8 protein-coding genes, 1 tRNA gene and 1 pseudogene are annotated in these 12,146 nt (G+C 70.1%); 2 read left to right on the forward strand and 8 right to left on the reverse strand.

What is annotated here, in order from left to right; genetic code table 11:
• Positions 1-131: 131 nt before the first annotated feature.
• The 8 genes and pseudogenes from KWI83_RS34095 to KWI83_RS34130 form a co-directional block, all read right to left on the reverse strand.
• Positions 132-1,268: an LCP family protein gene (locus tag KWI83_RS34095; RefSeq protein ID WP_218518257.1), complete on the reverse strand. Its 1,137-nt coding sequence runs from the start codon at positions 1,266-1,268 to the stop codon at positions 132-134.
• A 184-nt stretch (positions 1,269-1,452) separates the two neighbouring features.
• On the reverse strand, positions 1,453-3,468 hold the full coding sequence (rho, locus tag KWI83_RS34100; RefSeq protein WP_218518258.1) for a transcription termination factor Rho: 2,016 nt from the start codon (positions 3,466-3,468) through the stop codon (positions 1,453-1,455).
• A 404-nt stretch (positions 3,469-3,872) separates the two neighbouring features.
• Complete coding sequence (gene thrB / locus KWI83_RS34105) at positions 3,873-4,817, reverse strand: homoserine kinase (protein WP_218518259.1); 945 nt, start codon at positions 4,815-4,817, stop codon at positions 3,873-3,875.
• A gap of 277 nt (positions 4,818-5,094) precedes the next feature.
• Positions 5,095-6,153: a threonine synthase gene (gene thrC, locus KWI83_RS34110; RefSeq protein ID WP_218518260.1), complete on the reverse strand. Its 1,059-nt coding sequence runs from the start codon at positions 6,151-6,153 to the stop codon at positions 5,095-5,097.
• 6 nt (positions 6,154-6,159) lie between these two features.
• Positions 6,160-7,458 (reverse strand): homoserine dehydrogenase, encoded by a 1,299-nt coding sequence (locus KWI83_RS34115; RefSeq protein ID WP_218518266.1) that lies wholly within the window; start codon positions 7,456-7,458, stop codon positions 6,160-6,162.
• A gap of 168 nt (positions 7,459-7,626) precedes the next feature.
• The gene (lysA, locus tag KWI83_RS34120) at positions 7,627-9,018 is read right to left on the reverse strand and encodes a diaminopimelate decarboxylase (protein WP_218518261.1); all 1,392 of its coding nucleotides are present in this window, start codon (positions 9,016-9,018) and stop codon (positions 7,627-7,629) included.
• 16 nt (positions 9,019-9,034) lie between these two features.
• The gene (gene nrtL / locus KWI83_RS34125) at positions 9,035-10,147 is read right to left on the reverse strand and encodes an ArgS-related anticodon-binding protein NrtL (RefSeq protein ID WP_218518262.1); all 1,113 of its coding nucleotides are present in this window, start codon (positions 10,145-10,147) and stop codon (positions 9,035-9,037) included.
• A gap of 216 nt (positions 10,148-10,363) precedes the next feature.
• Positions 10,364-10,943 (reverse strand): annotated as a pseudogene (locus KWI83_RS34130) (response regulator).
• Positions 10,944-11,008: 65 nt separating this feature from the next.
• Between KWI83_RS34130 and KWI83_RS34135 the strand changes: the two are divergent.
• Both KWI83_RS34135 and KWI83_RS34140 read left to right on the forward strand, forming a co-directional pair.
• Positions 11,009-11,080 (forward strand) — tRNA-Arg (locus KWI83_RS34135).
• 435 nt (positions 11,081-11,515) lie between these two features.
• On the forward strand, positions 11,516-11,914 hold the full coding sequence (locus KWI83_RS34140; RefSeq protein ID WP_218518263.1) for a hypothetical protein: 399 nt from the start codon (positions 11,516-11,518) through the stop codon (positions 11,912-11,914).
• The last annotated feature ends 232 nt before the right edge of the window (positions 11,915-12,146 follow it).

Below are 12,146 nucleotides of genomic sequence, written 5' to 3' on the forward strand. Positions count from 1 at the left end.
ACGTACCAGTCTGCCAGGACTGGGGCCATCCCCCAAAACCGGGGGTTGCTGTTGTTTGTTCCCTGCGGGCCGTCGTGGGTTTCCCGCGCCCACGCGGCGGAGCCGCACACCGATGCAGCCCCGCGCCCCTTTCAGGGCCTGATCACGCCCTTGGCTTCGCCTGTTGCCGTGCCTTCTGTGGCCGACTTGGGGATCGGCCTGTCGTTCTTCAAGGCATCCCACACCTGCTGGGCCTTCGCCTGGTCCAGGAGGACTCGGTTGGGGTCGGCGGGGTCGTACTGGACCGGCGTCGTGATCATGGTCATCTTTGACGCGCTGATGCCCTTGAGGCCGCTCGCGAAGGACATCAGGGCGTCGACCGAGTCGAGGGAGGAGTCGGTCGTGACCGCGTTGGTGGCGGTGTCCGCGAGGTCGTAGAGCTTCTTCGGGTCGGTGAAGAGGCCGATGTCCCTGACCTGCTCGACCAGTGCCTTGACGAAGGCCTGCTGGAGCTGGATGCGGCCGAGGTCGGAGCCGTCGCCCACGCCGTGCCGGGTGCGGACCAGGCCGAGGGCCTGCTCGCCGGTGAGCTGGTGGGTGCCGGCCTTGAGGTCGAGGTGGCTGTCGGGGTCGTTGATGTCCTCGGTGGTGGTGACCTCGACGCCGCCCAGCTCGTCGATGAGCTTCTGGAAGCCGCTGAAGTCGACCTCCAGGTAGTGGTCCATCCGGATGCCGGTGAGCGACTCCACGGTCTTCACGGCGCACGCGGCGCCACCGGTGGTGTACGCGGAGTTGAACATCACGCCGGAGGCCGCGTCGTGCGTGGTGCCGTCGGGGTCCGTGCACTCGGGGCGGTCGATCAGGGTGTCACGCGGGATGGACACCACGCCGGCCTTCTTCCGGCCCTCGTAGACGTGCACGATCATCGCCGTGTCCGAACGGGCGCTGCCGTCGTCGGCGCCGCCGCCGAGCTCCTGGTTGCTGCCGGAGCGGCTGTCCGAGCCGAGGACCAGGATGTTCTCCGAGCCGTTGTCGACCTTGACGGGGCGGTCGGCGCCCAGGGTGTGGTCGATGTCGACGCTCTTGAGGTTGCCGTTGAGCTTGAAGTACACGTACCCGACGCCGGTGCCGCCCAGGACGACGATGCCCGCCGCGGTCCAGGCCGTGATCAGCAGCCCTCTGCGGCCCTTGGCCGGGGGCTTGCGGCGGCGGCCCTTGGCCCGGCGGCGCGGGCCCTTCGTGCCGGGCTCACCCGGTATGCCGGGCTCCGGCGTGCTGTCGGCGGGCATGTGCTCCTCAGCTCTCGTCGGATCAGTGACCCCCTGCGATCAGGAATGGGCAGGCACCACACCATCGTCGCTCTGTCCGGTCAGACGGGGAAACTCGGGGCAGGGTTGCACAGAAGACCGTGAAGGGCCGCATCCGTCACCGAGGTGACGGATGCGGCCCTTCAGGAGGCCGGTGCGAGCGGGCTCAGTCGCCGTTGCCCGGGGTCGGCGTCGTCTTCTGGATCTGCATCAGGAACTCGACGTTCGACTTCGTCTGCTTCATCTTGTCGAGCAGCAGCTCGATCGCCTGCTGCTGGTCGAGCGCGTGCAGGACCCGGCGCAGCTTCCAGACGATGTTCAGCTCCTCGGCGCCGAGCAGGATCTCCTCCTTGCGCGTACCGGACGCGTCGACGTCGACGGCCGGGAAGATGCGCTTGTCGGCGAGCTTCCGGTCGAGCTTGAGCTCCATGTTGCCGGTGCCCTTGAACTCCTCGAAGATCACCTCGTCCATGCGGGACCCGGTGTCCACCAGGGCGGTGGCGAGGATGGTCAGCGAGCCGCCGTCCTCGATGTTGCGGGCCGCACCGAAGAAGCGCTTCGGCGGGTAGAGGGCCGTGGAGTCGACACCACCGGACAGGATGCGGCCGGAGGCGGGCGCCGCGAGGTTGTAGGCGCGGCCCAGACGCGTGATCGAGTCCAGCAGCACGACCACGTCGTGCCCCAGCTCCACCAGGCGCTTGGCGCGCTCGATGGCCAGCTCGGCGACCGTGGTGTGGTCCTCGGCCGGGCGGTCGAAGGTCGAGGAGATGACCTCCCCCTTGACCGACCGCTGCATGTCGGTGACCTCTTCCGGACGCTCGTCGACGAGGACGACCATCAGGTGGCACTCGGGGTTGTTGTGCGTGATCGCGTTGGCGATCGCCTGCATGATCATGGTCTTGCCGGTCTTCGGCGGGGCCACGATCAGACCACGCTGGCCCTTACCGATCGGCGAGACCAGGTCGATGATGCGGGTGGTGAGGACGCCGGGGTCCGTCTCCAGGCGGAGGCGGTCCTGCGGGTAGAGCGGCGTCAGCTTGTTGAACTCCGGGCGGCCGCGGCCGTGTTCGGGCGCCATGCCGTTGACGGAGTCCAGCCGGACGAGGGCGTTGAACTTCTCGCGCCGCTCGCCCTCCTTGGGCTGACGGACCGCGCCGGTGATGTGGTCGCCCTTGCGCAGGCCGTTCTTGCGGACCTGGGCGAGGGAGACGTACACGTCGTTCGGCCCGGGCAGGTAGCCCGAGGTGCGGATGAAGGCGTAGTTGTCGAGGATGTCCAGGATGCCCGCGACCGGGATCAGGACGTCGTCCTCGGCGATCTGCGGCTCGGCTCCCATCTCGTCACGGCCGCGGCGGCCCCGGCGGTCCCGGTAGCGGCCGCGACGGCCGCGCCGGCCGCCCTCGAAGTCGTCGTCGTTCTGGCCCTGGCCGCCGCCCTGCTGCTGACGCTGCTGGCCCTGGCCCTGGTTCTGCTGCTGGTCGTCGCCCTTGCCCCGGCGGTCGCGGTCCCGGCCGCGCTCGCGGCGGTCGCGACGGCGGCCCTCGCCGCCCTCACCGGCGTCGCCCTTGGCCTCGCCCTGCGGCTGCTGCGCGGGCGTCTCGGCCTTCGGCTCGCTCTTGGCCTCGGCAGCGACGGTCTCGGGGCTGCCCGCCTCGGCGGTGGCCCGGCGACGGCGCCGCTCCGCGGGGGCGTCCTCTCCCCCACGCTCGGCTTCTCCGCCACGCTCGGCTGCGCTGGCGCGGGAGGTACCGCCATCGCGGGAGGGGCCCCCCGCCGGCTGGCCGGGGATCTCGATCTGCTGCTGGGCCACGGCCTTCTCGGCGGGCGCCTCGGCCTTCTTCTCGGCCTTCTCGGCGGGGGCCTCCTCGCCGGTGCGCGCCTTGGAGGTGGCGCGGCGCTTCGGCTTGGTCTCGGTGGCGGCCTCGGCGGTCTTCGCCGGGGCTCCCCCTCCCGCCTGCGCCTCCTTGATGACCTCGATCAGCTGGCTCTTGCGCATGCGCGCGGTGCCCCTGATGCCGAGGCCGGATGCGACCTGCTGCAGCTCGGCCAGCACCATGCCCTCAAGGCCGGTACCGCGGCGCCGCCGGGAGCCGGCACCGGTGGCAGGCGCGGAGGCGTCCGTGGCGGGCGCGGCAGCGGTCTCCTCGACACGTGCGCCCATCAGATCGGTGGTGTCGCTCACGAAGGGTCCTTCCCTGGAGCGGACGTCGGCCTGTCTGGCTCGGCGACCGGTTGTGCTGTCCGGCTTCGGTCCTTGCTGACTGAACCGTGCCGGGGCGGTGGTCCGCCAAAGCGGCGGAGGAATATCTGGTGATGGCGCTTCCTTGAGCCGTGGCACCCAGTGTCACGTGGCGTGGTCGCACCGGTTCCGGAGCGTGCCCGTCGGACCGCTCAGTGTCGACGTACGACGTACTGCCCGCGTACGAGGTACGAAACACAGTGCGGCTTGGGGGGCTCCCGGAAGAATGTCTGTCCCGGACTGGGACACGAGGCACCTCGCCATGGTGGGGTCGGGTGCAGACTTGAGGTTAACACTACCGGATCCAACAAACATTCCCCCTCTCGATATCCGGCAATCGCGTGCTTTTAATCAGCGCCCGTCCCTTCGGCGCCGCTGGTCGCGAGCGGCAGCACGCTCGCTCCCGGCACGTCCAGGGCCAGCCGGTTCGCCGCCCAGCCCGGGCCGGCCAGCTGTTCCACCTTGTCGGCCGTGCCCTCGTCCGCCAGGGCCAGCACGGTGGGTCCGGCGCCGGAGATGACCGCGGGGATGCCGTCGGCCCGCAGCCGCTCCACCAGGGCCGCGCTCTCGGGCATGGCGGGCGCGCGGTACTCCTGGTGCAGCCGGTCCTCGGTGGCGGGCAGCAGCAGCTCGGGGCGCCTGGTCAGGGCCTCGACGAGCAGTGCGGCGCGGCCCGCGTTGGCGGCGGCGTCGACGTGCGGCACGGTGCGCGGGAGCAGTCCGCGCGCGGTCTCCGTCAGGACCGGCTTCCCGGGCACGAAAACCACCGGAACGATGGAATCGGCGGGGTCCATCCTGATCGCCCGAGCGGCGCCGGCCTCCATCCAGGAGAGCGTGAAACCGCCGAGCAGACAGGCCGCGACGTTGTCCGGGTGCCCCTCGATCTCGGTGGCCAGCTCCAGCAGGGCCCTGTCGTCCAGCCGGGCCTCGCCGCCTATGGTCACGGCCCGGGCGGCGACGATTCCGGCGCAGATGGCGGCCGAGGAGGAGCCCAGGCCACGGCCGTGCGGAATGCGGTTCGCACAGACGATTTCCAGGCCGCGGGGCTGTCCGCCCAGGGAATCGAAGGCGGTGCGGAGAGAGCGGACGAGCAAGTGGCTTTCGTCACGCGGCAGCGTCTCGCTGCCCTCACCCGCGATGTCGATGTGCAGCCCGGAGTCGGCCACCCGGACGACCACGTCGTCGTAGAGGCCCAGCGCGAGGCCGAGGGCGTCGAAGCCCGGGCCGAGGTTGGCGCTGGTGGCGGGGACGCGCACCCGTACGGCGGCGGCGCGGAACGCTGGACCGGCCATCGCTCGATGACTCTCCTTGAGCTGCGTGACTGTCGAAGACATTCGATGACGTACGACGAACCCTTCGGGCCGTTGTCCGATCACTCCGGGGATGCACTCCGGAGACCACGACGACGGCGCGGCGCCCTGCCTATGCGAGGCATATGCGGGAGGCGGGTTCAGTACAGCCTATCGAAGGAAGGTTCTGTGGCGACATAGGGCGCACAGGAGGCGCACGATGCGTGTCGCAAGCCCCCTGTGCCCCCCTTCCAGGGGATACCCCGGGTCAAGCGGTACGTCAGACCAGTCCGAGGCGCTCGGCGGCGGTGGCCGCGTCCACCGGCACGGTGACCGGCTGCGGTGCGCCGGCGACGGCCCAGTCGGGGTCCTTGAGGCCGTTTCCGGTGACCGTGCACACGATGCGCTGCCCCGGGTCGACCTTGCCGAGTTCGGCGGCCTTCAGCAGACCGGCCACCGAGGCGGCGGAGGCGGGCTCCACGAAGACGCCCTCCTGCGCGGCCAACAGACGGTAGGCCCGCAGGATTTCACGGTCCGTCACCTCGTCGATGAGACCGCCGGACTCGTCCCGCGCGGTGAGCGCGTGCTGCCAGGAGGCGGGGTTGCCGATCCGGATCGCGGTGGCGATGGTCGAGGGGTCCTTGACGACCTCGCCGCGCACGATGGGCGCGGCGCCGGAGGCCTGGAAGCCCCACATGCGGGGCGTCCTGGCGGCCACGCCGTCGGCGGCGTACTCCTTGTACCCCTTCCAGTACGCCGTGATGTTGCCCGCGTTGCCCACCGGCAGGACATGGATGTCGGGGGCGTCGCCGAGCATGTCGACGATCTCGAACGCGGCGGTCTTCTGACCCTCGATACGTACCGGATTGACCGAATTGACCAGCGCGACGGGGTAGTTGTCGCTGAGCGCGCGGGCGAGCGTGAGGCAGTCGTCGAAGTTGCCGTCGACCTGGAGGATCTTCGCGCCGTGCACCAGGGCCTGGCCCATCTTGCCGAGCGCGATCTTGCCCTGCGGCACGAGCACGGCGGAGACCATCCCGGCGCGCACGCCGTACGCGGCGGCGGAGGCGGACGTGTTGCCCGTGGAGGCGCAGATGACGGCCTTCGCGCCCTCCTCCTTGGCCCTGGAGATGGCCATGGTCATGCCGCGGTCCTTGAAGGACCCGGTCGGGTTGGCGCCCTCCACCTTGAGGTGGACCTCGCAGCCCGTGCGCTCGGAGAGCACCTGCGCGGGCACGAGGGGCGTGCCGCCCTCGCGGAGCGTCACGACCGGCGTGGTGTCGGAGACGGGCAGCCGGTCCCGGTACTCCTCGATGATTCCGCGCCACTGGTGGGTCATTGCTGGTTACTCTCCTTCAACCCGCATGATGCTGGCGACACCCCGCACGGTGTCGAGCTTGCGCAGCGCCTCGACGGTCCCGGTGAGGGAGGCGTCGGACGCGCGGTGGGTGACGACGACGAGGGAGGCCTCGCCGACGCCGTCCTGTCGTCCTTGCTGCCGCACCGTATCGATGGACACCCCGTGCTCGGCGAACACGGTGGCCACCTGGGCGAGAACGCCCGGTTTGTCGGCGACGTCGAGGCTGATGTGGTAGCGCGTGACGACCTCGCCCATGGGCGAGACGGGCAGCGCGGCGTACGCGGACTCGCCGGGGCCGGTGGCGTTGCTGAGCCGGTTGCGGCAGACGGCGACCAGGTCGCCGAGGACGGCGGAGGCGGTCGGGGAGCCACCGGCGCCGGGGCCGTAGAACATCAGCTGTCCGGCCGCGTCCGACTCCACGAACACGGCGTTGTAGGCGCCGCGCACGGAGGCGAGCGGGTGGGTCAGCGGAATCATCGCCGGGTGCACGCGCGCGGTGACGGAGGCTCCGTCCGTCGAACGCTCACAGATGGCGAGCAGCTTGATGGTGCAGCCCATCTCCTTGGCGGAGGCGAAGTCGGCCGTCGTCACCTCGGTCATGCCCTCGCGGTAGACGTCGTCCAGGCGCACGCGCGTGTGGAAGGCGATTCCGGCGAGGATCGCGGCCTTGGCGGCGGCGTCGAAGCCCTCGACGTCGGCGGTCGGGTCGGCCTCGGCGTACCCCAGGGCGGTGGCCTCGTCGAGGGCCTCCTGGTACCCGGCCCCCGTGGAGTCCATCTTGTCGAGGATGAAGTTGGTGGTGCCGTTGACGATCCCGAGCACCCGGTTGACCTTGTCGCCGGCCAGGGACTCGCGCAGCGGGCGGATCAGCGGGATGGCACCGGCGACGGCGGCCTCGTAGTAGAGGTCGCGGCCGTGCTCCTCGGCGGCGGCGTGCAGGGCGGCACCGTCCTGGGCGAGGAGGGCCTTGTTGGCGGAGACGACGGACGCCCCGTGCTCGAAGGCGGTGGTGATGAGCGTACGAGCGGGCTCGATGCCGCCGATGACCTCCACCGCGACGTCGATGTCGCCGCGTTTGACGAGGGCGGTGGCGTCGGTGGTGACGAGTTCCTGCGGGATCCCCTCGCGCACCTTGTCGGGCCGGCGCACGGCGACGCCCGCGAGCTCCACCGGGGCGCCGATGCGGGCGGCGAGGTCGTCGGCGTGCGTCGTCATGATGCGCGCCACCTCTGAGCCGACCACTCCACAGCCCAGCAGCGCCACCTTCAGCGGACGCGTACGCATCATCCGACCTCGTTTCTCTTACCTTCTACGGTTGGACCAGTCTCACTCACCGGACGGGCGTTTCTGTCCCTCGTCCGGATCGTGAGACGTTTATTTCATTTCTGCGGGGGCGGAAGAAGGAGATCTTCCGCTTCCGCGGCTGGGCGCGCGTGCCGCCCGCGGGTGCTGTCACCCGACGTCGAGACGCAGGAGGTCCTCCTCCGTCTCCCGGCGCACGATCACGCGTGCCTCGCCGTCCCGCACGGCGACGACCGGCGGGCGGGTGACGTGGTTGTAGTTGCTGGCCATGGACCGGCAGTAGGCACCCGTGGCGGGTACGGCGATCAGGTCGCCCGGTGCCAGGTCGGCGGGCAGGAACGCGTCCTTCACCACGATGTCGCCGCTCTCGCAGTGCTTGCCGACGACACGGGCCAGCATCGGCTCGGCGTCGGAGCTGCGGGAGACCAGCGCGACGCTGTACTCGGCGTCGTACAGCGCGGTACGGATATTGTCCGACATCCCGCCGTCGACCGAGACGTACGTCCGCAGCCCGTCGAGGGGCTTGATGGTGCCGACCTCGTAGAGCGTGAAGGCGGTGGGCCCGACGACGGCCCGCCCCGGCTCGACGGAGATGCGCGGGGTGCGCAGCTTGGCGGCCTCGCACTCACGGGTGACGATCTCGGTCAGCGCCTTGGCGATCTCGTGCGGCTCACGCGGGTCGTCGTCACTCGTGTACGCGATCCCGAGCCCGCCCCCCAGATCGATCTCGGGCAGCTCGACCCCGTGCTCGTCCCGGATGTCCTTGAGCAGCCCGACGACCCGGTGTGCGGCGACCTCGAAGCCGGACATGTCGAAGATCTGCGACCCGATGTGGCTGTGAATCCCGATGAGCTCGATCCCGTCGAGCTGCAGGGCCCGTCGTACGGCCTCGGCGGCCTGCCCCCCGGCGAGCGGGATGCCGAACTTCTGGTCCTCGTGGGCGGTGGCGATGAACTCGTGCGTGTGCGCCTCGACGCCCACGGTGACACGGATCTGCACCCGCTGCCGCCTGCCGAGTTCCTGCGCGACATGGGCGACGCGGACGATCTCCTGGAAGGAGTCGAGCACGATCCGCCCCACACCGGCCTCCATGGCCCGCCGGATCTCGTCCTTGGACTTGTTGTTGCCGTGGAAGGCGATGCGGTCGGCGGGCATCCCGGCGGAGAGCGCGGTGGCCAGCTCACCCCCGGAACACACGTCCAGGTTCAGCCCCTCCTCGTGCAGCCACCGCACGACGGCCCGCGACAGGAAGGCCTTCCCCGCGTAGAAGACGTCGGCGTCCTGCCCGAAGGCGGTACGCCAGGCGCGGGCGCGGGCGCGGAAGTCGGTCTCGTCGAGGATGTAGGCGGGGGTGCCGAACTCCTCGGCGAGGCGCGTCACGGGGAGGCCGCCGACCGTGACGACACCGTGGGCGTCACGGGTGACGGTCTGCGCCCACACCTTGCCGTCGAGGGCGTTGAGGTCGGCGGGCGGGGCGCTGTAGTGCCCCTCGGGGAGGACATCGGCGTGACGGGGCCCGGCGGGGTGTGCGGAACGGCTCATTTCTCTTTGGGCTCTCTCAGAGGTGTTCGGGTGCGTCGATGCCGAGCAGGGACAGGCCGCCGGCCAGCACCGTCCCGGCGGCTTCGGCGAGCGCGAGCCGGGCGCGGTGGGCGGCCGAGGGTTTCTCCGCGCCACACGGCAGCACGGTGGGCAACAGGGGCAGCACGGCATCGGCGACGCGGACGAGGTGCCGGGCGAGTCGGTCGGGGGCGTGGTGGGTGGCGGCGGCGGTGAGGATGCGGGGGTGGTCGGCGAGGGTGGGGATCAGGTGGGGGTGGCAGGGCGGCTCGCTCGTGTGCGGTACGTCGATGGCGCCGGGGTCGGCGGTGTGCGGTACGTCGATGCCGCCGGGGTCGGCGGTGAAGCCGAGGTCGGCGGCGTTGCGGGTGAGGGCACGGGTGCGGGCGTGGGCGTAACGGACGCGGAAGAGGGGGTTGCTCTCGCGCTGGACCAGGTGGTCGGGGGTGATGCGGGGGCGGTCGTGCGGCGCGGGGTGGAGGAGGGCCCAGCGGGCGGCGTCTCGGGAGAGGGGGAGGGGGGTGGTGGGGGTGGCGGTGGGCCGGATGGTGACGCTGTTGCCGCCGGTGTTCATGGTGTTGACGGTGTTGCCGTAGGCATCGACGTGGACTCCGAGCACGGCCTCCCACTCCGGCTCGGGCCGGGCGTCGCAGCTGGTGCGGACGAGGGCGCCCTGGGAGCGCAGGAGGCGGGCGGCGGCGTTCAGGACGACGAGGGCGCGCACCTCGTGGGGGGCGTGCAGGTGCACGACCTGCCCGGCGAGGGCGTCGCTGTGCCCGTAGCGGGGCCCGTCACGGCGGATGCGGCGGACGACCTCGACGGAGGCGGCGCTTTCCAGGGCGATGTTCAGGAAGCCGGGCCCGGTGATCTCGACGCCGAGGACACCCGCCGCCCTCACGAGATACGGCCGCAGCACCTCGGCGACCCGCAAGGGCGGCCGACCGGCGGGGCGGGCGAGCTGGAGGGCGATGTTGGTGGCGTAGTCACCCCAACCGCCGGGCCCGGGCGGCGTGACCACGGCTCGCGCAGGCACAGTCACGCTCAGCTCCCCCTCGTCGACAGCGCGACGCACGGCGTGCAGCACGGTGCGGGAGAGCTCGGCGGGGGTCACGGGACAAGCGTATGGGAGGAGGGGGGTGGGTATGCGAGCCGGTTTGGGCGCTGGTCCGGGATATGGACGACGCAGAGGTAGGTCACGACCGGCACTGGCTATGGGCAGCTACCGGCAGAAGCTATAGGCCCTACCGGCACCGCCTGTAGGCCACCGGCTGCAGCCAGCCACCCCGGCCGACGCCGCCGACCGACCGCCCGTCCGTCCGTCCGCCGCTCAACCACCCGCACGCCCCGCCCGCTCGGCTTCGGCGGCCCCGAACAACTCACCCAGCCCGGCGTCACCGTCCTCGGGTCGCCTCTCCGCCGCCCGCTCGACCAACTGCCGCACCAGCTGCACCAGTTCCGCGGGCTCGAACGGCTTGGCGAGGAAGGCGTCGACGCCGACGTCGAGGCCGCTCTCGACCTCGTACTGCGTACAGGCGCTGACGATGGCGAGGGGCAGATGCCGGGTCCGGGGATCCGCCCGCAGCCGGGCGGCGGTCCGCAGTCCGTCCAACCGCGGCATCACGACGTCGAGCGTGACGACGTCGGGCCGCACCTGATGAACGACATCCAGACACTCGGCACCATCGGCCGCGGTCACGACCTCGAAGCCCTCCAGTTCGAGGTTGACCCTGATCAACTGCCGGATGACCTTGTTGTCGTCCACAACAAGCACCCGGCCCGACGCGCCTGGCACAACTTCGAGAGTAGGTCCGGACCGGCCACCGCGTCCGGGTTTTCCCCACTTCCACCCCCTGCGGGCGACCCGCACCCTCCCTGACCTCCAGGCGGCCCCCAGCAAACCCGTTCATGAACACCCCGAGGGAGCTGGTAGTGTTCTACCCGTCGCCGCGAGAAACACCACCGCGACCGACGCGCCCCCGTAGCTCAGGGGATAGAGCAACGGCCTCCGGAGCCGTGTGCGCAGGTTCGAATCCTGCCGGGGGCACTCGCCGAGGATCAGTAGGAATCACCCGCTGACCAGGGCGGATGCCGATAGAAGAGAGCGGGAACCAGTCTCACTGGCTCCCGCTCTTTCTCGTTGCCTGGCACTGGTCGCGTGTGAGCAGCGTGTGGACCTCAGCCGAAGGGTCGAGAGCTTCTGCTAATCAGCCTCGAAACGACGAAGGCCAGTGCTTGGATGGCGCGCATGCCTGCCGCTGCAGATGCCTTCTACACCTCAGGGACGTTTTGGACTGCTGCTGCCGTAGTCGTGGCAGTCGCTACCGGAGCTGGCGCCGTTTGGGCCACACTTCGCGCAGCGCATCCCAAGCGCAGCATGCACATCTCTATGTCTGCAACTCGACTCCTGAGAGCGCATCCCCTTCTCGGATCGACGCTGGAGATCAGACGCGATGGAACGGTGCTGCGGGAGCCACGGCTTGTGAGCATCTACGTACGCAACCCCAGCCGTCGAGATATCACCAGCTCTGCCTTCGATCAGGGACTTCCTCTGCGGGTAGATCTAGGCACTCCGATATTGGACCTCCTCGACGCCGAGTCGACACCGACGACCGCCCAGGCGCCGCCAGCAACAATCACTGGGGCGGAGCTGCACATCGGGCCTGGGCGAATCGGCCGCCAGAGCCAGCTGACATACTCGGTATTGGTTGACGGTGAAGTTTTCTTCCGCTTTCGACACTCCTTGATCGATGTAGAAGTTACCGAAGCGGACGCCATCGACACCATGCGACGAGCGTTGCGAGCAAGTGCTTCCCTGTCAGCTTTGATCCTCTTTGGCGGATTTGTCGGCGGCATCCTATGGAATCTGTTCGCCTACTGACCATCCCAGATTTGGCTAAGGGCTTGCAGGGAATCAAGGTGTTGCCTCCCGTCCTGAGGCTCGTTGGTTTGGTATGCGCATCCCGGATGAGACTCGTGACCAACTCGCCGTGAAGTTCGCGGTGTTGCTCCCGCATCTGGATGAGCGGCAGCGACGGCTGTTGATGGCCGTGGAAGCCCGGGTGCTGGGGCACGGCGGTGTCCGGGCCGTCGCACAGGCCGCTGCGGTCAGC

The organism is Streptomyces sp. TRM70350 (assembly GCF_019219825.1).
GTDB lineage: Bacteria > Actinomycetota > Actinomycetes > Streptomycetales > Streptomycetaceae > Streptomyces.